The following is a 25,357-nucleotide window of genomic DNA, read 5'->3' on the forward strand; positions in this document are numbered from 1 at the left end:
CCGGCGGGCTTCTCCGCGTCTTGGGACAGAAACAAAAAGCAGGGTTCGGAAATCTAAAATTTCCGAACCCTGCTTCGTTTAGTGCAAAACTAACTCATAAAATTTAGCGCTCGACGTCCCCGCGGATGAAGGCTTCAACCTTCTGGCGGGCAGTTTCGTCGTCGTACTGCTCTGGTGGCGACTTCATGAAGTAGCTCGACGCCGAGAGGATCGGTCCACCGATACCGCGGTCAAGCGCGATCTTGGCTGCGCGGACAGCATCAATGATGACGCCAGCGGAGTTTGGTGAGTCCCATACTTCCAACTTGTATTCCAAGTTCACTGGAGCGTCGCCGAAGTTACGGCCCTCGAGGCGAACGAACGCCCACTTGCGGTCATCTAGCCAGGCTACGTAGTCACTTGGGCCAATGTGAACATCGTCCGCGGTGAGCTTGGCAGAGGTGTTCGAGGTGACGGCCTGAGTCTTGGAGATCTTCTTGGATTCAAGGCGCTCGCGCTCGAGCATGTTCTTGAAGTCCATGTTGCCACCGACGTTTAGCTGGTAGGTGCGGTCAAGTACTACGCCGCGGTCCTCGAAAAGCTTGGCCATCACGCGGTGCGTGATGGTGGCGCCAATCTGCGATTTGATGTCGTCACCAATAATAGGCACGCCTGCATCGGTGAATTTCTGAGCCCACTCTGGGGTACCGGCAATGAAGACAGGCAAGGCGTTAACAAAACCAACGCCCGCGTCGATGGCGCACTGTGCGTAGAATTTCGCGGCAGCTTCGGAACCCACTGGCAGGTAGCAAACCATGACGTCTACCTTGTTGTCCTTCAACGTCTGGACGACGTCGACAGGCTCGGCGGTGGACTCTTCAATGGTCTCGCGGTAGTACTTGCCCAGACCATCTAGGGTGTGACCACGTAGTACGGTCACACCGGTGTTTGGCACGTCTGCGATTTTGATGGTGTTGTTCTCGCTGGCGAGGATTGCTTCAGATAGGTCGAGGCCGACCTTCTTATCGTCAACATCGAATGCCGTTACGAACTCCACGTCACCTACGTGGTATTCGCCGAATCGGACGTGCATCAGACCCGGGATGGAGGCATTTTCGTCGGCACTTCGGTAGTACTCGACACCTTGGATAAGGGATGTAGCGCAGTTGCCTACGCCAACAATGGCAACGCGAATCGGGTTCGCCGACACATGAACTCCTAAAGAAATATACAAAGCTGTGGGCAAAATGGCCGCGCGAAAGCACAGTCTATTAATGGGCCCTTAATGATCTTAAGACCTTTTGGTCAAGAAACATTCCCAAAGTGCTAGTAATCACCGGAGAAGTCGCAGAGCACGAGAGGATATCTGTTCTCCAAGGGGCGCAGTACTAGACGGTGGTCTCACGCTGAGACGTAAATTTGTACAGCTGTAACCTATTCGTAGCACATTACAGGGATTGTATCTTGGCTACAAATCTTTAGTAAGTACTGTCAGCATCCTGACTCATGACGATGATCTAGTGCTCGACTGGTGGGATAACCGCAGTTGTCTGCGAATTTTTAATAGAACCTTCAGCAAGGGTGTCGGAAGCGCCGTACGTACCCTCTGACGCAGTGGCTGATGCTTAATAAACGCCAGTATTTCGGGATCTGTTTTTAGCTGACCGTCTCGCGCTCGTTGCGCAAGGATTATCAACGACTCATTAAAAGTGTTGTCCACGCGGTGAAAGTAATTTTCGCGTAGCCATGGTTTATTGGCTGGAGAAAAGTTCAAAGTTTCGAGATCATCCAAACTTCCAAGTATCCCAGAACTCTCAAAAACAACATTGATCATTTCGGCGTTTACCCCAAAGTCCGAGAGAACCATGGTCGGTAAGCCGCGATCAAGGGACTCAAGAGCGGCCGTCGAAGAGACCGTCACCAGGGCGCTTTCTTTGCTCAGAGCTTCGGCCATACTGCCGGTAACAAATTGTAGATGTGTGACTTTACCTAGCGTGCCCGCGCGTACAAGTTGCTCAAAGAGTAAATCGTAGGGGTATGCCTCGAGGTGTGTCTGTGGTTCTCCTGCTCGGGCGCGAAGTTTGACCAGTACCTCTAACCCGGGGTTAAGTCTGGCTGCGCGCTCGAGCGAGATGAGAATCTGTTCTCGTTCTTCTTTGCCATAAGGAACCTTTGCCTGTGGTGCGAAGACAAGGCGTTTGATGGGTACGGAAATTTGAGTCGGGAAGCCCGTGGAACGAAGAAAGGGAAGCTTGCTGACCATGATGGTGGGCTGATGTCCATCATCATCAAGATTCATAAAGGAAAAGTCACGAGCCTCTGCATGTGAATGGCAGATAAATCCGTCGCCGGGACGACGGTAGTTCCAACCCTTGCGTGTCGCGGGGAATGCAACTCCTGGAAGCGCAGAAATAAGCGCGGTACGTCGATTATTTACCGGCTCCGTTCGCAGGATTCGAGCGTATAGCTCCGCAACAACCGGACCCGTGGCGGCGGCGAAGACTAGATCTTCGCCAATGGTTTGCGAGTTGAACTGGTTTAACGCCAACACTTCTAGATCTGCAGGGTCTAGATCGGTACCTTCAAAGGCAGCCAGGATCTGTTCGTCGGTAGGCATTACCGGGGTGCGGGCCAAAACAACACGACGATCCCAACCTGGACCAAGACGGTGCAGGAAGGTGGTGGCGAGCTTCAGATAAGAATCTGAATCCGCAACGGCTAAAACTGCTGGTTTCACGGCTCTGATCACACCTTCAAGGAACTGGACAGGTGATCACGGAGATCTTGCGAGGTATTAGATGTCCACCAGTGATCTGGGACCGGCTGCGCGTAGAGGCTACGAGCTTCATTACCGAGCAATAAACGTAGGGAAGGTATAACTGTCGAAGGCAGGGCTCTGATCTCTTGTCCTGGGCGTAAATCCCGTAAACGCATCTCGATGGGAATGGTGTGTTGCTTCAGGATGACATTGGGTATTTGGCGAAGTTCGGCGAGTATCTGTTCAGTTTCGCGGCGATGTGGAAAATAAGCGACGGGACCCTCTGCGGCAATGGAGCGAATCCACTGGAGATAGGGTTCGGGATGAATAATTGAGTCGGCGGCCATGGCCGAACCGATCAATAGCGTCGGTTCGGTGAAGCGTTCGGCGACAGGCTGGGTGGCCAACCATTCAAAGCGATGCTGGGCAAACTTGATTCCCAACTCTTCCATACGTTTTTTAAGCCGCACGTCCACCTGCAAAGCAGAGACGATCAGTAGTCGCCCTTCTCTGGCCAAACCACGAAGCCGGTGCCACATAGCTAATCCCAGTGCGTGGCGTGCGGGAGTATTCTTGGCTCGCGCGCGCACCAAAGGCGTCGGCTCTTCGCTCACCAACTGACGAATTAGCGCCAGGGTAGCGAGCCCATCATCGATGATGACTACTTCCTTGGCTTTAACCCCGGTAAGCAGGGTGCGCTGGATCCGGCCCGAATAGGCATCGCCAGTTACATAACGCTCACGCGAAGAGTTCGGTTGTGGCGGACGTTTGGCTGCGGGCATGAAATGCAATCCGGCTGGTGAATTCTTTAGCAGTGCCCCGGTAGTTGCTTCTAAGGGCATACCTCGTCTCGGAATGACGTAGACCTCGTCGCCAAGCAACCCTGCTGCATGTGTTTCCACGGCGGACAGCAATTGCAGGGGAGACTCAACCCATACATGGGCCGCGCCAAAGCGTGGCCGTGGCACCTCTTGAGTTTCGGGCTGGGAAATTTTCATCATCGTATCGTTCATTTTGCCAGTCGACTCAGGACCTTGGACATTCTGTCCAAGCCCCGCGAACCGCGACGCAATACGTGGCGGCTAGCCCCACGGACCTTTGCAGGTACTGACCGGCGCACCGGTAGGTGAGCCCAAGACGGTGGAAGTTCAAGTTTGGTGATGCGCCGACGTTTGAAGTGCGCTGAATACACACCATAGTGTTCGGAGAGAAACTGTTCGGCACTCTCGCGCAACTGTGGAAGCTGCTTTGACTGCATGCAGTAGGAGACCGCAGCGAGCAGATTGCTGAGCATATCGATATTTCCGGCTCGAGCAGGCACCGGAAGATCCTGCACAAAGAGACCGTGGATGATCGACAGCGGGATTCGGTTCGAATTCTCATACGGGGCCAGTAACTGCAGCATTTTGGCGGTCCCCACCGCATGCACCTGAGTGTCGAGCACGTACCTTGCGGTCACTAGCGCGGTAGAGAAGCAAGAGATCACCAGCTGCGGTTGCGCGGCCAGGATGACAGTTTCTGCTAAATGATCGGTATCTAAGAGATGAAAGTCCAGCTGCAGGTCCAACGCCCGCGCCCGCAACCGTGCCGCCGAGGTAGCACTGGCCGACGGGTGTGCCTTGAACAAAATAGTGTTCAAGCCACGATCTTTGGCGGCCACGAGCATCTGTTCGTGTAGATCTAGTTCTTCTTGAGCATCGACCAGGCCCAGCGAGCCTAAGTACTGCCCAAGAATCAACGCTGCCCCTTGGGGAAGGCGCAACTCGGAGCTCTCGGCAAGCTGTGCGAAGACCGCCTTCAGTGCGGTGCCCGGCAAGACCTGACGCGGGGGTTGCTGTTCGGCGAGTAATTGTGGCTCGAGCCCCGGGACCAGATCCACGTGGATGGTTCCGGCTAGGCGCTGGGCGAGCGGGACCTGAAGCTTGTTACGGGTGGGACCGTAAGACATCAGACCATCGGAGTGCACCCATAGTGTGGCGTCAAAGAAGATGCGCGCTAGCGCACGGGCCGGGTTGACCTGAATAGATTCAACCACCAGGGTGACTCGTTCATCGCCTAAGCCCCAAGTCTTGCGGAGCAAGCGCTCAAAGATCAACAATTCATCTTCGCGCGGGTTGAACTGCGCTGGGCGGCGCGGGGACACCAACGCCGCTAAGTCAACAACTCGGTCAAATCTTGCGGCGAGCTCGGCAAAGCCGGGAGCTTCGTCTAACGGTGTAGTCAGTTCGGGTAGCTGTGAGCCATTGGCGAGTACCAGCACATATTCATCTGCCTGCGGCAGTAGTCCAGCATCGGCCATGGCGGCCAGGGAAGCTATTTGAAAATAGCTGCTGGCCTCGACTAAAGCGATCATTTAGCGACCCCGACCTGAAGGAAGGAGAGGATATGGCGGCGGCGCGCAATATCCATTTCAAGTGCGACCTGTTGGGCAATATGAACGTCGATGGTGGTGAAGATCTTTCGTAGCTGCTGTTTCATTTCCAGCCGTACCTCAGGCGGATAGTTCTTGGCGCGTTTTTCGTGATGGCAGACGATCGCGAAGAACTGACGCATCGCCTTGGGAAGGTGGCGTTCCGCGTCTCGATGGGCACGCACTTCGTCCAAAATTCGCGCGTAGGCAGGAATGAAACCTAGTTGGCGTTCGTCAAATACCTGGGTGAGCGAGCCGGGTAGGCCACGGCGGTAGAACACTCCGGGGTAGGAAACTACCGCATAGCGGCTCGTGCGTAGGTGCAATTTCCACAGCCAGAGACGGTCCTCGGCACTGTATAAATCTGCATCAAAGAAGTAGGCGTCCACGGAGCGCATCAAATCGGTGCGGTACATGCCGGCCCAGACGAAGGCGTAGTCCACCATTGACGGGGAATCGATGGGTTCGATATCGTCTGCCGGATTTAGTGGTAGTCCACGCACTGCCTGCGGGGCGCGGTGTAGCACCCGGTTGGTCCCTGTCACGCGCACATGGTCGGTGCGCACAAAGTCCACGTGTAGCTCTTCCAAGGCGGAGGCCAGAGTGGCTAGATGTTCCGGCGCATACCAATCATCTGGGTCAAGGAAGGTGAAAAATTCGCCGGTGACCGCCTCAAGCCCGGCGTTACGGGCCGCGGAGACCCCAGAGTTTGTCGGCAGGCTGACAAGTTCGAGGCGCTCGAGCTTGTGCTGGTAGCCGAGCACCAGATTCGCGGTCTGATCGGTGGAAGCATCGTCTACCACCAATACCTCTAATTCCCATTTGCCCAGCTTTTGTCTGGTCAGTGAGGTAAGGGCATCACAGATGTATTCCTCCTGGTTATAGGCGGGAATCACCACTGATATACGACCGGGGATCAAACTCATGGTTCCTTCTGGGCTAGGGGAGACAAAAAATAAACGGCGGTTGGACCCAATGGCGAGTCCAACCGCCGGATGTGCTCCGTGACTAGGCGTCGACGCGGCGCAGGCGGCTTAGTGGTGCCAGCTCGCCTGGGAAGACCTTCTTGACGCCGTCGCCCATGGCCTGCTCGAGGATGCGAATATCGCGGATCAGCGAGGCGAAGCCCTTTGGCTCCAGCGAGGAAGCCTGATCCGAACCCCACATGGTGCGGTCCAAGGTGATGTGACGCTCTACGGTGACCGCGCCTAGGGCAACGGCTGCCAGTGAGATCTGCAAGCCGCGCTCGTGGCCCGAGTAGCCCACTGGAACCTGGTAACGCTCGCGCAGGGTCTCGACCATGCGCAGGTTTGCCTCTTCTGGAGGCAGTGGGTAGGTCGAGGTTGCGTGCATCATGACCAGGTTGGAGGTACCCAGGGTCTCCACTGCCTTGTCGATCTGCTCGATGGTGGACATGCCGGTGGACAAGATGATTGGCTTGCCGGTCTCAGCCAGGGCCTTGAGCAGCTCAATGTCGGTGACCGATGCGGAAGCAACCTTGTGGGTGACCGCGCCCTGTTCCTCCATGAAGTGCACCGATGGGATGTCCCATGGCGAAGCGAAAGCGTGCAGACCCTTGGAAGCGGCGTAGGAGATGAGCTCCTTGTACTGTGCCTGATCAAATTCGACGCGGTAGCGGTAGTCCAGGTAGGTCATGTCGCCCCATGGGGTGGAGCGGATCTTGTCACGCATATCCATCGGGGTGGAAATGTCTGGGGTGCGCTTCTGGAACTTCACGGCGTTGGCGCCGGCCTCGGCCGAGACATCGATCAGCTGCTTGGCGATTTCCATGTCGCCATTGTGGTTGATGCCGATCTCGCCGATGACGTAGACCTGCTGGCCGGTGCCGAGCAGGGAATCGCCGATAGCTACTGGCTTGATTTCGGTGTTCACGGAGGTCATTGACTTGCCTTTCATTGGGAAAACTTTGATTTTCAAACTTGGGGTGCGCAGCGGGCCGTGAGGACCAGCTCCGCGAGCTCACGGACCGCGCCGTTGCCGCCGGGGCGACTGAGGCGATGGCGTGCGGCTCGGTGTACCTCGTCGCTGGCGTCGGCGACCGTAATCGGCCAGCCCACCAGCGCCATCGGTGCCAGATCATTGATGTCATTGCCGACATAGGCCACACGGGCCGGATTGATTTCTTCGTCGGCTAACCAGCGGGCCAAATATTCGGCCTTGTTGTCGATGCCGTGGGCGACCTCGACGTTCAGTTTTGCCGCGCGGGCGGCAACTACCGGGTTACGTTCCTTGGAGAGAATGAGGAACTTCACCCCGGCCGCTCGTAGCCGGGCTACGCCCATGCCATCGGAGCGTGAGACTCGCACGGTTTCTGTCCCGTGTTCGTCTACGTAGGCGGTATCCGGGGTGTGTACCCCGTCGAAGTCGGTCACAACCGCGTCAACCAGGATGGGCTCGACTTGGCGTGGCACGCGTAGTTGCGCCAACGCCAGATCTGCTTCGGTGTCGATGTCCATCCCGTGTTCTGCGGCGACTTCACAGATCCGCACTCGGCCGAAGAAGCGATGTTCTGCGGCCCGAAAACCTTCGGTATCCATCGCGTAGAACGCGCCGGTCTCTAACCAGCGGGCCTCGCGATCTTGGCGGCGCGGCCGGTTCGCCGCGTCATGTCCGCTGGAGACCGCTAATCCTTTGGAGTCTGCGGTCCAGTGGAAACCGTGGTCGGCTACTGCGGCGAAGCTGACTTCGGCTTCGCCGTCGCGCACCGAGGCCACGGCAGCATCCAGATCTGCCGGATCGATCAGCGGGCTGGTGCACTGTATGAACAAGGTGATATCCGGAGTGTCGGAGACCTTGGACAAAACATCGAGAAGCACCGCTTCGCTGCTAGCCGTATCCCCGGCGATATCTGCCGGGCGGCTGATCACGGTGGCTCCGTAGGCGAGGGCCTCGGCCTTGATCTGTTCATGATCGGTGCTGACCACGACTTCGCTGACTGTCGTCGCAGAACGCGCCGCAAGGATGGCCCTGCCCACCAAGGAGATGCCCCCGATGGTGCGTAGATTCTTGAGCTTGACGCCTTTGGAACCACCCCGTGCTGGGATGATCGCTAGGACGCTGGGCTTGTCGGTTTTACTCACATTCATGAGCTTAGGAAGCCGAGTTAGCCAATCGCCCTACAGCAGGTTAACGCAGGGTGAAGAGGAGATTTAGCTTGCTGGGAGAACCCTGAATGCCCATGTCATCGTATTTTTCTAGCGGTTTGTTTACCGTAGCGAGTCCAGTTCGGCATAGATCAGTCTCAAGTTCGCTGTCACTCTTTCGCGTTCGGCATCGCTGAAACGGCGCACCTGCATATCGAGGATGGCTCGAGCGCTATCTTCGCTGACGCCTAGGAGCTTGTGCACTGCCATGGCCGCCGCATCGGTGGAAGGGGCATCTTTAATGCAGGAGAAGACTTCTTCACGATGGTCGATTCCGAGCAGGAGAGCCCGAAGTATCTCGGCGCTTACTTCCAAATTTTCTCGGCGTTGGTGATGCATAGTTGCATCCTGCCATCTAGCGCCCGGCGGGGATAGGGGGAGAATAACCGAACTAGCGGACTAAATGATGCAGTGCGGTGCCCGAGCAAACTAGGCTGGAGGTCATGAGTGCCCCGAAGAAACCGAGCCAACGCGGTCCGTTGCGAATTACCGTCCCCTCGAGGGCGGATGGATTCTTGCGTCAATTCACCGCGATGATCGGCGGTCCCTTGGGCCGTCACAGTGATCCGGGACGAGTCAGTCCGGGATTCTTCACCGTAGAACGCGTGATGATCTTGCTGACCACTCTCGGGGCGCTACTCATGCTCTTGGCGAAGAACCCCTGCCGCGTCAACGGCTGGGGCGGTTCAAACCCCTATATTTATGCCTGCTACTCCGACTGGGTGCCGTTATTCGGGGCGCGCGGTTTTGCAGACAACCCGTGGGTACCTTTTAGTAGCGGGGCAGAATTTGAATACCCGGTGCTGATGAGCGCCGTGGCCTCGGCGGTGGCCGCACTAGTTCCACAGGGCCTTGAGAACCGTTCACTGCTTTACTTCGATATGAACCTGGCCATTGTGGCGATCCTCTGGGTCATCACCGTGGTGTGTACGTTGCGCATGGGCGGACGTCGTCCCTGGGATGCGGCCATCGTGGCCATCGCGCCGGGCATCATCCTTACTGCCAGCATCAACTGGGATATGTGGGCGGTGGCCCTACTTGCTATGGGCATGCTGTCCTTCGCACGCGGACATACGGTGCTCGCCGGTGTGCTCATCGGGTTGGGTGCGGCGATGAAGATTTACCCATTCTTTGTGCTTGGGGCGATCTTGGTCATTGCCATCCGAACCGGAAAGTTCAAAGTTTTTTGGACAACCGCTGGAGTCGCCGCCGGAACGTGGGTGCTGGTCAATCTGCCTTACGCGCTGGCTTATCCGGACTCCTTTAAACACTTCTTCACCTTCTCCTCCGAACGCGGTGCGGGGCTCTCAAGTTTCTGGCACGCATGGAACGCCGTCGCAGCTAAGACCGACTCCATGGGCACCTTCGAAGCCGAGCAAATCTCGCGTTACGGGCTGATCCTCTTCTTCTTATGCTGCATTGGCGTTGCGGTTCTAGGCCTGATGGCTAAACGAACCCCACGTCTGGGGTCGCTGGCGTTTTTGATCATTGCCTCCTTTGTCATGGTCAATAAGGTTTACTCCCCACAATTCATTGTTTGGCTGATCCCCTTGTTCGCGTTGGCGCTGCCGCGCTGGCGACTATTTGTGGTCTGGATGATGGTCGAGGTGGCACACTTCTACGGACTTTGGAACTATCTTGACTCCTTCTCCGCAGATAAAGATCCACATAAGGTATTCCCGGAAATCGGCTATGTTCTCTTAGTGCTCGCGCATATGGTGATGCTGGCCTACGTGATGTTCCAGGTAGTCCGTTCGATTCTGGATCCGCGGCGTGACCCGATTCGTGCCGTAGGACAAGAAGATCCACTGGCGGGCCCCCTCGCTGGAGCCAAAGACGTATTCACCCTGCGTGGTCTTGGTAAGGGCGAAGAAAAATCAAAGGAACAAAAAGTATGACCGCGGTAGCGGTAGTAGGGGCTGGACCTAATGGACTCGCGGCGGCTGCCGTAGCCGCTCGAGCCGGGCTCAGTGTCGATGTCTACGAAACCAACGAAACTATCGGCGGCGCCGCCCGCACTCAACCCTTAGACGGCTCGAGCGCAAAGTTTGATCTAGGCAGCGCCGTGCACCCGATGGCGATGCTTTCCACCGCGATGCACGAGCTCAACGTGCACCAACGGGTCGACTTTATTATCCCGGAACTGTCCTTTGCTCATGTTTTAGACGAACGGACCGCCTACGCATGGCGCGACTTAGCACGCACCGGAGCCGAACTTGGTGCAGGCGACGGGCAGGCTTACACCCGGCTGCTCAGGCCCCTGGTGCAACGTATCGAACAGCTGGGCGATACGTTGCTTAACCCGTTGCTCAAGGTGCCCGCCCACCCACTGACCTTGGGACTCTTTAGCGCCTCCACGCTGGGTGGAATGGCGTTAAAAGACATATTTTCAGCCAGGTACCCGCGTGCCGCAGCGCTTTACGCGGGATGTGCCGCCCATGTGGCCGGCGGAGCGCGTGGCCCGGCCAACGCCGGGGCTGGACTCTTTCTTGCAGCAGCAGCGCACGGGCAAGGATGGGCCGTACCGCGTGGCGGATCACAGGCTATTGCCGATGCACTTGCCGCCGAGGTGATCAGCCACGGGGGCATCATTCATACTGGACATAAGGTGTCGCATGTTGCCGAACTCCAGGCAAAAACTATCCTGCTTGATACCTCCGCCGAGGATGCCGCTAAACTAACTAGCGGAAAAATTCCTGACAAACTGGCCAAAAAGTTGGCAAGAACTCGGCGCTCGCCGGGCAGCTGTTTGGTACATTTTGTGCTCAGCGAACCGATTCCTTGGAAAGATCCGGTGTTGAGCCAGACAAGCACCGTGCATTTGGGCGGTACCGCAGCACAAGTGGGCCGGGCCGAACGCGCAGCGAACCGCCGGACCAGCGAGCATCCATATCTGATTATTGCCCAACCTTCCCTTTTTGATGATTCGCGCGCACCTTCTGGCGAGCAAGTCATTTGGGCCTACTGTCACGTGCCGCTGGGATCAACAGCAGACATGAGCCGGCAGATCACCGCCCAAATCGAAGCCGCGGCTCCAGGTTTCAGCGACATTATTAAAGAAAGGCACGTGGTTCCTGCCAGCGGACTAGAACAGCAAAATGCTGCACTGGTCGGGGGAGATCTTTCGGGAGGAACTATGGACCTGATCGGAAGCGTGATGCGTCCGAGACTGTCTGCGGAGCCTTGGTATTTGCAATCCAAGGGCCTGTATCTAGTTTCCTCGGCGACCCCTCCGGGACCGTCGGTGCATGGAATGGCTGGATATCTTGGCGCCAAGGCGATGCTGCAACGCGAATATTCGATTTCTCCCTAGGCTTTAAGGACTGGCAGATGAATTCTCTTTACTCCGGTTGGCTTCCTGGCCTAGTACTTGTGGGTTTCTGGTTGTTCTTCGTGCATTCTTACCGCAAGGATCCACGTCGTTTAGGCAATGCGGTGCTACTTTTCCCTTTGGTGTTGCTGAGCATCGCCTTCCTAGCTGACCTAGTGACCGACCTAGTGCCAGGTCTTGGACTGGTATTTGTGTTGGTCTTCGCCCTGGCCCCACTGATTTACCTGATCTTTGCCGGTGCGCTGATCTATAACGGGGTGGTGATGTGGCGCCGGGAAGGCTCCCGCATCTCCAACCTACTTTTCTTCGCATCCGGGGTCGCGGTTCTTGTACTGCCGGTGATAGCTATACTGCTGGTGGCACTGAACACCTGGTGGTCCTACACCTTAGCCTTTGTGTTGTTCATGTCCTCCGCCTTTACCGCTAGCCTTTTTGCGATGTTGTTGCTCTACGCCTGGGTGCACGGAAAGTTTCCTTCGATGGGTCAACCTGCCGCGGTGGTGGTGCTCGGTGCACGCACCATTAATGGCAAAGTCACTCCACTATTGCGCGGTCGACTCGATCGTGGCCTGCAGTTATACCGCGCGGCGACAGAACCGAAACCGCTGCTGGTCCCCACCGGTGGGCAGGGCGCCGACGAGTTGGAGCCCGAAGGTGTCAGCATGGGTCGCTACCTGAGCGAACAGGGGATAGCCGAAGATCAGCTGTTGATTGAAGACCGGGCTAAAGACACCATAGAGAACTTGAAGTTCTCTGACATGCTGGTGCGAACCCACCGTCCGGACGGACAATTATGGGTGGTGACCAGCGATTACCATGCGCTACGTGCAGGTCTAGCAGCACGCAGCCTGGGGTTGGATGCGCGAGCATTCGGCGGCAAAACCGCCGCGTACTACCGACCCAGCGCTTTTTTGCGTGAATTTGTTGCCATCATGCGTGACCATCGACGACTGGTTGTGTTGCTTGCCTTGCCTTTTGCTGCCGTGATCGCCGCGGGTTTAATGGTTCTGACCAACACTGCGCTGTGGGTCTAAAGTCCACGACTTGTGCGCCTATAGGTGGACTTGTTGGCGCGTCGGCAGGGCTGGCTCCACCTTTGGAGTGAGGGTCAAGATCAGCACTGGGGTCGGTGTTTTTGCTGACCAAGTTTTTTATGCTGGACATATGATTCAGGCACAGCAGCTAACCAAGAGATACGGTGCAAAAACCGTAGTCGACAACGTGTCGTTCACGGTCCAGCCCGGAATGGTAACCGGATTCCTCGGCCCTAACGGCGCCGGCAAATCGACCACCATGCGCATGATCGTTGGATTGGCCAAGCCAACCGCGGGACAGGTCGCAGTCAACGGCAATAATTTTCGCTCATCAAAGCATCCACTGACCGAGGTGGGGGCCTTACTTGAGGCGAAATCGGTGCATAAGTCGCTTACCGCCCGCACCCACCTGCGGGCTATGGCAGCCACCGGAGGTATCTCGCGGTCTCGTGTGGACGAAGCCTTGGAACTGACTGGTTTGAGTCAGTTGAACCGCAAGAAGGTCGGCGGCTTCTCACTGGGTATGGGCCAACGTCTGGGCATTGCCTCGGCGTTGCTCGGGGACCCACAGGTGTTAATCCTTGATGAACCGGTCAACGGACTGGATCCCGAGGGTGTCGCCTGGGTGCGTAACCTAGCTCGCCAGCAGGCGGCCGAGGGGAAGACGGTGTTCATCTCCTCACACCTGATGAGCGAGATGGCGCAGACCGCCGATCACCTGATTGTTATTGGCCGTGGGCGGATCCTTGCCGATGCGCCGATCAGTGAATTTATTGATGATGGATTGCGTCAAACCATTGTGCGCTCCTCAAACCTGGATCCGTTGATGACGGTTCTTGCCGCCGAGGGTGTGCAACTAACCCGACTGGATTCCACCACCTTGCGTGTGGCTGGTCCGGACTCGGAATCGATTGGACGCCGGGCTTTGGAAAGCGGAATCGTGCTCAGTGAGCTGCGACCACTGCAGCGTACGCTCGAAGACGCCTATATGGAATTGACCCGCGACGAGGTCGAATACAAGTCCCAAGTTCAGCACGACGCAGTTGCCGGAGGCACCCACTAATGAGTACTCACCTCGCAACCCCAACCACTGGCAAGGTCACCTTTGGCGGCGTGCTTCGTTCGGAATCGATCCGATTCTTCTCGCTGAATTCCACCCGCGTCCTGATCTTGGTGGCGGTGGTACTTAATATGGGTATTGCCGTACTCGGTGTCTGGGGCGTCGGTTCTTTGGCCAGCGAAGCCCCTCCGATGCCCGGGGTGCCGGATATGACGAGCCCCGAATTTACCGCGGAACTGTTGGGCTCAGGCCTGGCCTTCTCGCAGCTAATCCTCGGTGTTCTCGGTGTGCTGCTAATGAGCGGCGAATTCACCACCGGCTCCGCTGTCAGTACCTTCTTGGCAAGCCCGCAACGCCTACGTGTGCTGGGTGCTAAAGCAGTACTAATCACCATCCTCAGTGCGCTCGCCCAGCTGATTAGTAGTGTTCTGACCTATTTGGTCTGCTTGCCGCTGGCGAAGAACTACAACATGAAGTTGGATTTCTTCGGAAGTCACTTCCAAAACGTGCTCTGGTACGGTGCGCTTGCGGTAGTCATGGCCGCCCTGATCGGTTTGGCCCTCGGAGCAATCCTGCGTAACTCCGCAGGCGGCATCACCTCTTTGGTGGCCTTGTTCTTCGTACTTCCACTCGTCACCGGCCTGCTGACTATGCTGGCAGATTGGGTCCAGAATGTAGTCCAGTTCCTCCCGAACCAGCTGGGCATGTCACTCGCCTTGCCACTGTCCTCTCCAAGCGATCTTGAACTGTGGCAACAGCTAGTAGGTGTAGCCGGTTGGACGCTGATCCCGTTGATCTTAGGTGCCTGGTTGCTTAAGGCCCGAGACATCTAAAAATTGAAGCACCGGAGCAAACTAGACTGGATGATATGAGCCAAACATCGCTGCAGGAGCCGGTAGTCTCCTTCGACGAGCTGGCGGCCAAGCGGATGGGGCGGGTACGTAGGTACTTGCGTACCCATCCGCGGGTGGTCGTCGTGGGAACCGTAGTCATTTACTTTTTCCTGGCGTTGCCAAACACCGTCATGATGGCCTACCTGCCCAATGTGCCACCGGCCTTGTATTTGTTATTGACCGTAAGCATTGGTCTGGCATTGTTGTGGCGGCGCAAGGCTCCACTGACGGTGTTATGCGTCATCTTCGTCCTGGAGTTTGTTGGCATTTTGCTTGCGGGCCAAAGCGGCGGGATAGGTGGCGTAGGAATGGCCATCGCGTTGTATTCGGTGGGCACCAGTTACTCTGGACGCCGCGCGGTTCCCATCGCCTTGCTTGCAGGCTGTTTCCAACTGCTGATGATGGTGCTGATGGGCTATCCGGACCTGACAGATCTGACGGTGGAATCGGACGCAGACAATATTGATGACGCGGCGGCCTCCGGGATCCTCATCGGTATTACCGGTGGATTCCTGATCGGTATTTATGCTGCTGCTGCGGCCATCGGTACAAATATCCGAAACGCTCGCATCCATGAGGCCGAATTAAACCACTGGGCCTCCCAAGTTTCACGCTTGGCCCAGGTCCAAGAACGAAACCGTATTGCCCGCGAAATGCATGACGTGGTGGCTCACTCACTGTCGGTGATGATCGCCCTGTCCGAGGGTGCCCGGGTGGTGGGACGACGCGACCAAGAACGTTCCGAACAGGTGCTCAAGGAGCTATCTGGCACCGGGCGTGCGGCCCTGTCTGATATGCGACGTATGCTCGGAGTACTGCGGCAAAGTGAAACCGAAGAACTTGAATTGAAACCTACCGGCGGTAGCTTGGATCAGATGCTCGAGGGATTCCGGGTGGCCGGTTTGCCGCTGACCTATACGTATACCGGTGAGCCTCTTCCAGAAGATACAACTTTTCAGTTGACGGTCTTTCGCATCATCCAAGAATCTTTGACTAATTCATTGCGCTACGCTCACAACGTCAGCGATGTGCAGGTTCGTATGGAACGTTGTTCCAGCCAGGTGCGAATAGAAATTATCGATGACGGTGACGCTACTCGGGTACCGAGCGTGGGCACCGGCCAAGGATTACGTGGCATGCGTGAACGGGTTGCCCTCTTTGGTGGAACGGTGAACGCTGGCCCCGTGGCCCAAGGAGGCTGGATTGTGAAAGCAACCCTGCAAATGCCAGAACATTCCAACGAACATTTAGCCACCAAGGAGTAGCTCATGGAAGAAATTATCAAGGTGTTGCTGGTTGATGACCAGCCACTACTCCGTATGGGCTTCCGGCTGATTCTTGAGGGCGAAAACGATATGCATATCGTGGGTGAGGCCGCTGATGGATTAGAAGCACTCACGCAGACCGCGGCCTTAGTTCCAGATGTGGTGTTGATGGATGTTCGCATGCCGAAAATGGATGGGCTGGAGGCGACCGAGAGGATCGCTAAACAGTACCCAGATACAAAGATCATCATCCTGACCACCTTTGACCTAGATGAGTACGCCTTTTCTGGTTTGCAGGCAGGTGCCAGCGCGTTCTTACTCAAAGACGTTGCACCCGAAGAGCTTGTCTCTGCGGTGCGTCTCGTAGCCTCGGGTGACGCGGTGGTAGCGCCTCGGGTGACAGCCCGACTGCTAGAAACCTATGTGCGTCACGGTGCTAAGGGACATCCCGCGAAGACTGCCGAACCACCGGAACGTGATCCACTGCTTGATGACCTGACTCCGCGTGAACAGGAAGTCTTACGGGCATTATCCGAGGGGCTTTCAAACGCAGAAATTGCGCACCGATTTTTCCTCTCCGAGGCGACTGTTAAAACACATGTTCGCCGGATCCTGACAAAGCTGCATTTACGTGACCGAGTGCAGGCAGTGGTTTATGCCTATGAAACTGGTCTGGTCATCCCATCGCAGGGCCTGGACTTCTAGACTTTAAACTACAAACGCTGCTGACCGACCCTCAATGGGTCCGGTCAGCAGCGTTCATGCTTTAACGACGCTTCTGTGCCTTGCGGTCTTTTCGTGCTGTGGCGCGTAACTGAATCACGCGGGCGGCACCTACTGCGGCGATCAACAGGCCGCCGGCAACCGCTGCGATAAACAGGGCCAGACCAAGATTTACCTGACCTTCATAGGTGAAGTAGCGCAGCGTCACCTGGTCCTGATTTTGAGCAATAAAGATGATGAGCAGCACCAGAACGATAAGACCCAGAACGGACGCGGTCCAGATCCGACCTAGTTTGGTCGCAGGTAACTTCGATTCGGGTTCCGGCGGTGGGGTCTGGGACTTAGTTGGCTTCTCAAGCGGTGCGGTCACTGGCTTGACGCTGGCAACACCGTCTGGATCTGACGTTGCTTCGTGTCCAACCGGGAGTTCGTCTGGTGTGTGAGGAGTCGATGTCATGATTTCACTCGTTTCCTAGTTGGCTACTTTCTGTCAGCATGCTTGTAAATGTCCTACTACGTCAAGCTCGACACTCAGAAGCTTCGTTGATGAGACATTTTAAGTTCAAAGCACAGACGATTTCGCCCCTTAAAGGCTGAAAAATACTAAGCTGGGAAAAGCTCGGCAGTTCAGGCCGACACAGCAACCTGATGAAAGAAGTGAGCACCCAGTTATGGCACAAGCCGCAGCAATGGCACACATTGCAGACCTGGCCGAGTACGTAGCGACCTCCCCTTCCAGCTTCCACGCGGTGGCTAGCGCCGCCAAACGCTTGGACGGCGAGGGGTTCACCGCCTTGGATGAGAGCGCAGCATGGAATTTGAGCTCAGGCTCTTACTATGTTGTGCGAGATGGTGCGATCATCGCGTGGGTGCAGCCCGAAGCCGCGACAGCGATCAGTGGGTTTCACATTCTTGGAGCCCATACCGACTCACCTGGCTTCAAACTAAAGCCAAAACCGACGACCGGATCTAACGGTTGGTGGCAGGCAGGCGTCGAGGTATACGGCGGCCCGCTACTCAACTCCTGGTTAGACCGAGAACTAGTGCTCGCAGGCCGTCTGGTCTTGCGTGACGGATCGGTTCACCTGGCTCAGACCGAACCGCTGCTGCGCATTCCACAACTGGCCATTCACCTTGATCGTCAGGTTAACGACGGCCTGACCTTAGACAAGCAGGCTCACACCAATCCAATCTTCGGAGCCGGTGATCTGGCTGATGCCGACATTTTGGGCATTCTGGCGGCCTCCGCTGGTGTTGATCCGGCGCAGGTTGCGGGCTACGACGTGCTGACTGCCCCGGCCCAACGTGGTGAGGTCTTCGGCCATGGCAAGGACTTCTTTGCCAGCTCGCGACTGGATAACCTCACCAGCGTGCACGCAGGGCTGATTGCCTTGATCAATCATTCGCGTACCCCGACGGGTCAGCGCATCGCGATGCTCGCGGCCTTTGACCATGAAGAAATCGGTTCGGCTTCACGCTCTGGCGCTAGTGGACCATTCTTGGAAGAGATTCTAGGTCGCATCCAGGCATCCTTCGGTGCTGGTACGGAAGACAACGCCCGCGCGATGGCCGCTTCCGTATGCCTCTCGGCCGATGCTGGACACGCGGTACACCCGAATTACCCGGAACGTCATGATCCAGCTAACCGCCCACAGCTCAACGGTGGACCACTGCTGAAGATCAATGCGAACCAACGATACGCAACCGATGCAGTCGGTGCGGCCTCGTTTGCGAATTGGTGCCAGAACGCCGGAGTTCCTTACCAAGAGTTTGTATCGAACAACCAGGTTCCTTGTGGTTCAACCATCGGCCCGCTGACCGCTACGCGTTTGGGTATTCGTACCTTGGATGTGGGCGTCGCGTTGTTATCGATGCACTCGGCTCGCGAGATGTGTGGCGTGGATGATCCTTGGTACCTCGCCAAGGTATCCCGCGAATTCTTCGGAGAATAAGCGTCACGAAAAGCGCAAGGAGCCCAGCGTCGTACTGTGAGTCTGGGCTCCTTGATTTTCGGAGTTTAAGACGGCGCTAGCGGGACTACGGCTACGAGAGAGTTACTCGGCCTGGCGGCGCTCTAGATGGCATAATCGCTTGCATGTCGATCTTCAATCAGGACGTTCTCGTCTTTCAGCAGACTAAGAATATTTCGAAAAACGATTTTGCCATCTTAGATGGTTCCGGCGGGCAGGTTGCCCATGTTGAAACCGGAGGAAGTGCGCTCGGACGTATGTTTGCTGGCGCGCGGCAACTGACGGTATTTGACGGACCGGATAATCCGGTGATTCAGGTCAAGGACGCCATGACTATGGGTCGCGACCGTTTTGAAATTCTAGACGGGCAGAGCGTTCCATTGGCGAGTCTGGTCAAGCGCGTTACTTTTTTCAAGACACGAGTTACCGTTTCCATGCAGGGTGAAGAATTGGATTTGCTCGGTAGTATCTGGGACTTTAATTTTCAGATCACCGGTTCCACGGGGGAGATGGCCAGCGTTACCCGTGAGTGGTCGGGGATGGGCAATGCGTTATTAGGTAAGTCCACCTACGCGGTGCGGCTCGCTTCCCATTTAAATATTGGGCAACGTCAGGCGGTCATCGGATCGGTACTTGCTTTGGATCTAATCCGAGAGAAACAAAACCGTAGCTCGTAGAGTCACTCTCGGAAAATCAAGAAACATGCTTTCTTAGGCATGTGTTTCTCTTGTCCGGTAAATAGACTGGAAAGCCCCGTAAATTCAACGGTGTCGGCTTGTTGTCGGGTGAGTGTCGGGGTCATGTCGTGGTGCTTACGTGCCTACCGCCAGTAGTGTCACTTGCATGAATGAATCACGGATTGCAGAACTTCGCCGCGCTAAAGGTTGGACGCAAGAACGTTTGGCTACGGAAAGCGGCATCACTGTTAGAACTGTTCAGCGGCTCGAAGCCGGCAGCGATGCCAGCCTGGAAACGATCTCGCTGATTGCCAAGGCGTTGGACGTGCAGGTTGGTGAACTATTTATCAGCGTGCAGACCCCACACTTCTCAGAAGCCGTTGACGGATTAGAGACCCGTACGCGAGTTGACCAAGAGCGTCGAGATTCTGCCACCAAGGGAATAGTCCTCATTTTTCGAGGGTTGGGAATACTCGTCACTTTCGCAACCTTGATTCTCGCCACGGTTGGACAATTCGGGTGGTACATCTGGTTACTCATACCTGCCTATTGGGGAGTGGGCAGGTTACTGCTCGAAGCGGTCTTCCGACTACGTATAGATCCCAAATTTGATGCCAAATATCCGCTCTCCTCGGCAAATAGAAAACTTTTGGGATAGTTCTATTTAGGTATTCCTCGTGTCGCATGTCAGATGCCCACGACTTTCCCACTTGTAGTTTTGCTTGCGGATGCCCGGTGCTTACCTGCTGTTCACCAGGAACTGGTCTGATCAAAGAATATGAGTTCAGCACCGGTAAAAATCAAAAGTTTCAGGCCTGAAATTCAGGCGCTACGCGCCTTAGCGGTCCTGTTGGTGGTTGCTTACCATTTAGAGCCAGGTGTGCTCCCTGGTGGGTATATCGGCGTGGATATCTTCTTCGTCATTTCCGGTTTTCTGATCACCTCACATTTACTCCGCGAAGCACAACGCACCGGAACGGTGAATTTTGCCTCGTTCTTCGCCGGCCGAGCACGCAGAATCTTGCCCGCCGCCATGCTGGTCATTGTTGTGGTGGTTGTTGCGGGGCTACTGATTCTCCCTAAGACGCTGTGGGGAACTTTGGGGATTCAGGCGCTCGCCTCCACCTTTTCAGTGCAGAACTGGGTGCTCGCAGCAGATTCGGTTGATTACTTGGCCGCCGAAGAAGCCGCCGGGCCACTGCAACATTTCTGGTCTCTCGGAGTCGAAGAACAGTTTTATCTTTTCTGGCCATTGGTAGTACTCGCCGTCTGCCTGCTGGTTAAGCAAAACCTTCCGGGCCCACGAACTGACCGGTTTGCATCCCGACGGCGAGTCATATTTCTCAGCTTTATGCTTATCGCACTGATCTCTTTGGGCTACTCGATCTTCACCGGATACTCCGGTGATGCTGCCGGATATTTCATCACCACCACCCGCATCTGGGAGTTAGCCGTTGGCGGACTGCTCGCTGTATTGATGGATGCGCACGCAAACGGATCCTTCACCCTTCCTCGGTGGACCGAGTCCTGGGCAGTGCGAAATGGGCTAGTGCTCATCTCCTTGCTCTCGATTCTGGGTGCTGCGCTGACTTACGATGCGCAGACCGTGTTCCCCGGAATCGCCGCAGCCCTACCGGTGCTTAGCTGTGCGGCAATTATTGTCGCGGGAGATACTCGGGGGCTTGGTTCTCTGCACCTCCTGGTTCAGTGGAAGCCGGTGCAATGGGTCGGCTTAGCTTCCTACTCGCTCTATCTCTGGCATTGGCCACTGATCGTCTTCGTTACCCATCTTCTAGGTCATGATCCAAATCCGATTCAATCGCTCGTCCTGCTAGCTGGGTCGTTGGTCTTCGCCTGGGCGAGCTTGAAGTTTGTTGAGTCGCCGGCACGGCGATTTACGCCGTTAGCCGGCTCGGCAAAGCTTTCGCTGGTTGCCGGTGCAGCGGCGGTGGCAGTCGTGGCAGGAACGGCACTCATACCTGGTATCGCGCAACGAGAAAGCATTGAAAAGGATCAGCAAGCAGTCGCCCAGCTGATCCAAGATCCACCGGCGGGTTTAGGTGCCGCCTCGGTGGGCTCCGGAGCTCCGGCATACCTCCCGGAGACCACACAGATCATCCCGGTGCCTGCCACAGCCGAGGATGATCAACCAGATTTGGGAGCGTGTGTCCAAGATCCCCAATCGACGCAGATCAAAGAATGCGAATTCGGGAGTAAAAACGCAACCTTCACCGTGGCTCTTGTTGGGGATTCCCATGCAGCGCACTGGTTCGAAGCACTATCCGAACATGCCAAAGAGCGAGGCTGGAAGGTTGTCACATATTTGAAGAACTCTTGCCCGTTTAGCGCTACGGAACGCACCGCGGAACGCGATGGGGGCATCAACTGCTCCGAAGCCAACAAGCAGACTCTGGAGAAGCTGAAAAGCAGGGGCGATATTAATGCAGTGGTTGCTGCGAACTGGGCTGGAGCCAGCTTTGTGGATGATGCTGCACAGGGTTATGCGCAGCAGTGGAGCAAGCTAGAAGATGCCGGTTTGCCGGTGTATGCGGTGGTTGATACCCCGCGGCCACCCAAAGATGAATATGCCCGTGATTGCGTGGAAGAGCATTCCGCGGACCCCGAGGCCTGCAGCTTCGATAAATCGGCAGCATTCGAATCGGGGGACGTCACCAAGCAGGCGGCCAAACTCGAGCCGCGGGTGAAGGTCTTGGACTTCAGTGATCAATTTTGTATCGACGGGCGATGCCCGTCGGTGATCGGCAATGTGCTGGTCTACCGGGACAAGCACCACATTTCCGATACCTACATGCGTACTCTGGCCACAGTGTTTGGGGAACGTCTCGAATCGGCAATGAATGGTCAATGAAATTCGGTGCATGATCTAGGACACCTAGGGTTCTGTCATTGCACCTATCTCAGGTAGGATTGGAAGGTCTGTGCTACTGCACGCCCGAAACTTGGGTGCCGCGGTGCATGGATAACGCAAGAACCTCCTGTTGCGGAAATGCCGCGACCGTTTAGCCCAAAGGAGGTGGGTTCACATGCGTGCTTATGAACTTATGGTCCTCATCGATCCAGAGGTCGATGACCGCACCGTAGAGCCAACTCTCGAGAAGTACCTCGAAGTTGTTCGCTCAAACGGTGGAACGATCGACAAGGTCGATATCTGGGGACGTCGCAAGATGTCTTACGAGATCCAGAAGAAGGCGGAAGCCACCTACATCGTGGTGAACTACACCGCGGATCCAGCTACTTCGTCCGAGCTTGAGCGTCTGCTCAAGATCAACGAGCTGATCCTGCGTCACAAGGTCACCCGTCCGGAAGAGGCTCGCGTTTAATTACGCTTGCACTTTCGTTGTACGACAAACGTTCATTCTGACTAAGGAGAGTCAATGGCAGGCGAGACTGTTATTACCGTTATCGGAAACCTGACCGCCGATCCGGAGCTGCGTTTCACGCCGTCCGGTTCAGCCGTAGCGAACTTCACGATCGCTTCGACTCCTCGCACCTTTGATCGCCAGTCCAATGAGTGGAAGGACGGGGAAGCCCTGTTCTTGCGCGCATCGGTATGGCGTGAGGCTGCAGAGAACGTTGCGGAGACTTTCACCAAGGGCATGCGAGTCATCGCCCAGGGTCGTCTGCGCTCACGTTCGTATGACACCAAGGAAGGCGAACGTCGTACCGTCATGGAGCTCGAGGTCGATGAAATCGGCCCGTCGCTCCGCTTTGCGTCCGCCAAGGTAACCCGCACCCAGCGCTCCGGCGGTGGCCAGGGAGGCTTTGGCAACAACGGTGGCGGTGGAGGATTCTCCAACGCTCCGCAGCAAAATGCCCCACAAGCTCAGCCGCAGCAACAGCAGCAGCCACAGCAGGGCGGCGGATGGAATGCTCCATCCAACGACCCGTGGAGCACCGGCGGTAACAACGGCGGCGGTGGCGGCGGTGGCTGGGGTAACCCAGGCAGCGACGAACCACCTTTCTAAAAAACTATTTATTCACCATCCCGCAGATCTCTCTGCGGGCTCCAAACCTAAGGAGCTCCACGATGGCTAAGGCTGAAATCCGTAAGCCCAAACCAAAGTCCAATCCCTTGAAGGCCGCTGACATCACTGTCATCGACTACAAGGACGTAGCGTTGCTGCGCAAGTTCATTTCTGATCGCGGAAAGATTCGCGCTCGTCGCGTGACCGGCGTATCGGTTCAGGAACAGCGCAAGATCGCACAGGCTATCAAGAACGCACGTGAAGTAGCCCTGCTGCCTTACTCCGGCGCTGGCCGCGGCTAAGGAAGAGGGGATATAAAATGGCAAAGATCATTCTGACTCACGAAGTATCCGGTCTGGGTGCTGCAGGCGACATTGTTGAGGTAAAGAACGGCTACGCCCGTAACTACCTCCTTCCACGCGGGTTTGCACTCGTTTGGACCAAGGGTGGCGAGAAGCAGGTTGAGTCCATCAAGGCTGCTCGCGCTGCTCGCGCCGTAGCAAACCTTGAGGATGCTCAGGCACTTGCTTCGAAGCTGAAGTCCCAGCCGGTGAAAATCACCATGAAGGCTGGCACCAACGGCCGCCTGTTCGGCACCGTGAAGACCGCAGACATTGCTGCTGCGGTTGAAGCTGCTGGCCTAGGTAAGATCGACAAGCGCAACGTTGAGGTCAACGACCACATCAAGTCGACTGGCAACTACACCGCAACCGTTCGCGTACACGAGGACGTTGTTGCAAACCTGAAGCTTCAGGTTGTTGCTGCAGCCAAGAAGTAAGTCTTTTTAGACTCATTTCTGTTCAAAGGGTGATGCATTCTCCGCAAGGGGAGTGCATCACCCTTTGACGTTTAACGGCTCTTGCGAGACCGCGCGATAGCACGTGAGAAATCAATGATGATCCCCAGCGCTACGAATCCGAGTGCAGGTGGCCACGTGACTGCCCAATTACTCATGCTCCCGGCCGTTGGGTCGCGAAGGATAATCTGCAGTACTGGCCACAAGAATCCCAAGACCACGCCGATGATCACGAATGTTTGGTGGCCCTTGGGGGTAGCTTTTTTGGGAAAGGAATCCGCATATTCGTCGGGGCTTCCGAAGCTAACTGTAGCTTCGTCGTAGTTGCTGCTCTCTGCTTCAACTTCGCGCACAATGTCACGAATGGTGGCGACGTCCAGATTCCGTTGAGAGAGATTGAAGCGAAGCTCGGAGAGATAGTCTGTAGTGCTTTTCATCGTTTTCTCCTAGGTTATCTGGCGTAGCCAGGTTCGAACTTCTTGCAGAGTTGCTTGGCCTTGGCTGGTGATCCTGAAGGTCTTGCGTGCTGGACCACGGTCGGTGATTTCCCACTCCGAGACGATATCTCCGGACTCTTCCATCACTCGCAACAATGGGTAGAGGGTGCCGCTTTTGATCCCTGTCAGACCGTGTTCTTCAAGTTTGGATAGCAATGAATAGCCGTGTGCTGGCTCATTCATTAGCTGATTCAAGATGATCACCGGTAGTGTTGAGCGCTTTACCTGATGAACTGTCTTATTCGCGTTCATGCCTTAAGTATGATTCATACATATTCGGGTTCCAATAGTACTTTCGGATGACATTTGAGGCTTTGCTCAAGTCACCGTTGCTTCGCGGAGTTCTGCCGAGAGACGTAACTGGGCATTGGGTCATTGTTCATCCAAATGACCCCCACCAAGACCGTCACAATCATTGGGAAAGACCCCGATCACACCTAATCTCAGAGGTGAGAGTAACTAGCTTTGAACAACGAGAGAACGGTGGAACACGTGGGCTTTGCTTTTGCGGATCCGGATGTATTAACTGATGCCCAGCGTGAGGCTGTTGCCGAACATCGACGTTCGGTGAAAATTGAGTCTCGCAAGCTTTCGCTGCGCGAAATGCGCGAAGACGCACAGCTGAGCCAGGTGGAGCTTGCAACAGCCCTGAAGCTCAGCGTAGACCGGGTTGCACGTATGGAAGCCGGAGATTTGGACCGCGTGCAGGTGGCAACGCTGCGGCGATATGTTGAAGCGCTGGGTGGACAGCTCAAAGTGAAGGCTGTCGGTGAAGCAATTCACGTGGACCTTGGATAAGTAAACAAGGCGGGTC

Annotated in this window: 27 protein-coding genes; 16 read left to right on the forward strand and 11 right to left on the reverse strand. The window is 56.0% G+C overall.

The window, feature by feature from the left end:
* Positions 1-103 precede the first annotated feature (103 nt).
* From CQ011_RS08130 to CQ011_RS08165, 8 genes are all read right to left on the reverse strand, one after another.
* On the reverse strand, positions 104-1,189 hold the full coding sequence (locus CQ011_RS08130; protein WP_105676461.1) for an inositol-3-phosphate synthase: 1,086 nt from the start codon (positions 1,187-1,189) through the stop codon (positions 104-106).
* A gap of 294 nt (positions 1,190-1,483) precedes the next feature.
* Entirely contained in the window at positions 1,484-2,716 is a 1,233-nt protein-coding gene (locus CQ011_RS08135; RefSeq protein WP_286161133.1) for a DUF6716 putative glycosyltransferase, read from the reverse strand.
* Positions 2,717-2,724: 8 nt separating this feature from the next.
* Complete coding sequence (locus tag CQ011_RS08140; protein WP_105676470.1) at positions 2,725-3,750, reverse strand: hypothetical protein; 1,026 nt, start codon at positions 3,748-3,750, stop codon at positions 2,725-2,727.
* A complete protein-coding gene (locus CQ011_RS08145) occupies positions 3,747-5,090 on the reverse strand; it encodes a polysialyltransferase family glycosyltransferase (protein ID WP_105676474.1) in 1,344 nt (447 codons plus the stop codon). Before CQ011_RS08145 ends, CQ011_RS08140 begins: the two co-directional genes overlap by 4 nt.
* On the reverse strand, positions 5,087-6,073 hold the full coding sequence (locus CQ011_RS08150; RefSeq protein WP_105676478.1) for a glycosyltransferase family 2 protein: 987 nt from the start codon (positions 6,071-6,073) through the stop codon (positions 5,087-5,089). The genes CQ011_RS08145 and CQ011_RS08150 overlap by 4 nt, the downstream gene beginning before the upstream one ends.
* Before the next feature lie 82 nt (positions 6,074-6,155).
* On the reverse strand, positions 6,156-7,049 hold the full coding sequence (locus tag CQ011_RS08155) for an N-acetylneuraminate synthase family protein (RefSeq protein WP_105676482.1): 894 nt from the start codon (positions 7,047-7,049) through the stop codon (positions 6,156-6,158).
* A gap of 32 nt (positions 7,050-7,081) precedes the next feature.
* Positions 7,082-8,254: an acylneuraminate cytidylyltransferase gene (locus CQ011_RS08160; RefSeq protein ID WP_105676485.1), complete on the reverse strand. Its 1,173-nt coding sequence runs from the start codon at positions 8,252-8,254 to the stop codon at positions 7,082-7,084.
* Between the two features lie 120 nt (positions 8,255-8,374).
* Entirely contained in the window at positions 8,375-8,650 is a 276-nt protein-coding gene (locus CQ011_RS08165) for a hypothetical protein (RefSeq protein WP_105676487.1), read from the reverse strand.
* Positions 8,651-8,754: 104 nt separating this feature from the next.
* Here CQ011_RS08165 and CQ011_RS08170 point away from each other — a divergent pair, with 104 nt between their 5' ends.
* The 7 genes from CQ011_RS08170 (at position 8,755) to CQ011_RS08200 (ending at position 16,599) form a co-directional block, all read left to right on the forward strand.
* Entirely contained in the window at positions 8,755-10,209 is a 1,455-nt protein-coding gene (locus tag CQ011_RS08170; protein WP_105676489.1) for a glycosyltransferase family 87 protein, read from the forward strand.
* Positions 10,206-11,624, forward strand: a complete 1,419-nt coding sequence (locus tag CQ011_RS08175) for a phytoene desaturase family protein (protein ID WP_105676491.1) — start codon at positions 10,206-10,208, stop codon at positions 11,622-11,624. The genes CQ011_RS08170 and CQ011_RS08175 overlap by 4 nt, the downstream gene beginning before the upstream one ends.
* A 17-nt stretch (positions 11,625-11,641) precedes the next feature.
* Complete coding sequence (locus CQ011_RS08180) at positions 11,642-12,676, forward strand: YdcF family protein (RefSeq protein ID WP_105676494.1); 1,035 nt, start codon at positions 11,642-11,644, stop codon at positions 12,674-12,676.
* A 130-nt stretch (positions 12,677-12,806) separates the two neighbouring features.
* Complete coding sequence (locus CQ011_RS08185; RefSeq protein WP_105676497.1) at positions 12,807-13,739, forward strand: ABC transporter ATP-binding protein; 933 nt, start codon at positions 12,807-12,809, stop codon at positions 13,737-13,739.
* Entirely contained in the window at positions 13,739-14,569 is an 831-nt protein-coding gene (locus CQ011_RS08190) for an ABC transporter (RefSeq protein WP_105676502.1), read from the forward strand. The genes CQ011_RS08185 and CQ011_RS08190 overlap by 1 nt, the downstream gene beginning before the upstream one ends.
* Before the next feature lie 35 nt (positions 14,570-14,604).
* On the forward strand, positions 14,605-15,894 hold the full coding sequence (locus tag CQ011_RS08195; protein WP_105676505.1) for a sensor histidine kinase: 1,290 nt from the start codon (positions 14,605-14,607) through the stop codon (positions 15,892-15,894).
* 3 nt (positions 15,895-15,897) lie between these two features.
* Positions 15,898-16,599 (forward strand): response regulator, encoded by a 702-nt coding sequence (locus CQ011_RS08200; RefSeq protein WP_105676508.1) that lies wholly within the window; start codon positions 15,898-15,900, stop codon positions 16,597-16,599.
* Positions 16,600-16,660: 61 nt separating this feature from the next.
* Here CQ011_RS08200 and CQ011_RS08205 read toward each other — a convergent pair whose 3' ends face one another.
* Positions 16,661-17,074: a LapA family protein gene (locus tag CQ011_RS08205; RefSeq protein WP_105676510.1), complete on the reverse strand. Its 414-nt coding sequence runs from the start codon at positions 17,072-17,074 to the stop codon at positions 16,661-16,663.
* Between the two features lie 214 nt (positions 17,075-17,288).
* Here CQ011_RS08205 and CQ011_RS08210 point away from each other — a divergent pair, with 214 nt between their 5' ends.
* The 8 genes from CQ011_RS08210 (at position 17,289) to rplI (ending at position 24,028) form a co-directional block, all read left to right on the forward strand.
* Positions 17,289-18,569: a M18 family aminopeptidase gene (locus CQ011_RS08210; RefSeq protein WP_105676513.1), complete on the forward strand. Its 1,281-nt coding sequence runs from the start codon at positions 17,289-17,291 to the stop codon at positions 18,567-18,569.
* A gap of 143 nt (positions 18,570-18,712) precedes the next feature.
* Positions 18,713-19,264, forward strand: coding sequence for an LURP-one-related/scramblase family protein (locus CQ011_RS08215; RefSeq protein WP_105676520.1), 552 nt, complete (start codon positions 18,713-18,715; stop codon positions 19,262-19,264).
* Positions 19,265-19,430: 166 nt separating this feature from the next.
* Positions 19,431-19,922 carry a helix-turn-helix domain-containing protein gene (locus tag CQ011_RS08220; protein ID WP_105676529.1) on the forward strand — a complete coding sequence of 164 codons (492 nt, stop codon included), beginning with the start codon at positions 19,431-19,433 and terminating at the stop codon, positions 19,920-19,922.
* A gap of 120 nt (positions 19,923-20,042) precedes the next feature.
* The gene (locus CQ011_RS08225) at positions 20,043-22,133 is read left to right on the forward strand and encodes an acyltransferase family protein (RefSeq protein WP_105676533.1); all 2,091 of its coding nucleotides are present in this window, start codon (positions 20,043-20,045) and stop codon (positions 22,131-22,133) included.
* 175 nt (positions 22,134-22,308) lie between these two features.
* On the forward strand, positions 22,309-22,605 hold the full coding sequence (gene rpsF, locus CQ011_RS08230) for a 30S ribosomal protein S6 (protein WP_105676536.1): 297 nt from the start codon (positions 22,309-22,311) through the stop codon (positions 22,603-22,605).
* Positions 22,606-22,659: 54 nt separating this feature from the next.
* Positions 22,660-23,250 carry a single-stranded DNA-binding protein gene (locus CQ011_RS08235; protein WP_105676539.1) on the forward strand — a complete coding sequence of 197 codons (591 nt, stop codon included), beginning with the start codon at positions 22,660-22,662 and terminating at the stop codon, positions 23,248-23,250.
* Between the two features lie 62 nt (positions 23,251-23,312).
* On the forward strand, positions 23,313-23,552 hold the full coding sequence (gene rpsR, locus CQ011_RS08240) for a 30S ribosomal protein S18 (protein ID WP_026820365.1): 240 nt from the start codon (positions 23,313-23,315) through the stop codon (positions 23,550-23,552).
* A gap of 17 nt (positions 23,553-23,569) precedes the next feature.
* Positions 23,570-24,028 carry a 50S ribosomal protein L9 gene (rplI, locus tag CQ011_RS08245; protein ID WP_096255151.1) on the forward strand — a complete coding sequence of 153 codons (459 nt, stop codon included), beginning with the start codon at positions 23,570-23,572 and terminating at the stop codon, positions 24,026-24,028.
* A 71-nt stretch (positions 24,029-24,099) separates the two neighbouring features.
* Here rplI and CQ011_RS08250 read toward each other — a convergent pair whose 3' ends face one another.
* Positions 24,100-24,483 (reverse strand): hypothetical protein, encoded by a 384-nt coding sequence (locus CQ011_RS08250; protein WP_105676541.1) that lies wholly within the window; start codon positions 24,481-24,483, stop codon positions 24,100-24,102.
* A 9-nt stretch (positions 24,484-24,492) separates the two neighbouring features.
* Complete coding sequence (locus CQ011_RS08255) at positions 24,493-24,795, reverse strand: PadR family transcriptional regulator (protein WP_105676545.1); 303 nt, start codon at positions 24,793-24,795, stop codon at positions 24,493-24,495.
* A gap of 213 nt (positions 24,796-25,008) precedes the next feature.
* Here CQ011_RS08255 and CQ011_RS17975 point away from each other — a divergent pair, with 213 nt between their 5' ends.
* A complete protein-coding gene (locus CQ011_RS17975) occupies positions 25,009-25,341 on the forward strand; it encodes a helix-turn-helix domain-containing protein (RefSeq protein ID WP_219844196.1) in 333 nt (110 codons plus the stop codon).
* Positions 25,342-25,357: the final 16 nt, after the last annotated feature.

Source organism: Arthrobacter sp. MYb213, assembly GCF_002979915.1.
GTDB lineage: Bacteria > Actinomycetota > Actinomycetes > Actinomycetales > Micrococcaceae > Glutamicibacter.